This window comes from Neoluteolibacter marinus (assembly GCF_014904755.1).
Lineage (GTDB): Bacteria > Verrucomicrobiota > Verrucomicrobiia > Verrucomicrobiales > Akkermansiaceae > Haloferula > Haloferula marina.
In genome coordinates this window covers 1-226 of sequence record NZ_JACZFQ010000309.1, presented here as the reverse complement: position 1 = coordinate 226, position 226 = coordinate 1, and the positions used below count along the sequence as shown (strand labels likewise).

The following is a 226-nucleotide window of genomic DNA, read 5'->3' as shown; positions in this document are numbered from 1 at the left end:
CGGAGCAGATCGGGAACAGCTCCTCCGGATTGCGGCCCAGCAGCGGCGACTTCAGCTGCGACTGGCGCGCTCGCATCCAGTTCCGGTTGCCCTTGACGGTGTTGATCTCGCCGTTGTGGGCCAGGATGCGCATGGGCTGAGCCAGCGGCCACGACGGGAACGTGTTGGTCGAGAAGCGGGAGTGCACCACCGCCAGCCGCGTGCCGAAGCGCTCGTCCGACAGATC

1 protein-coding gene is annotated in these 226 nt (G+C 67.3%); it reads right to left on the bottom strand.

Features of this window, described 5'->3' with window-relative positions:
* Positions 1–226, bottom strand: a 226-nt coding sequence (locus IG178_RS25015) for a hypothetical protein (RefSeq protein ID WP_193215275.1), incomplete at both ends; no start/stop codon positions are given.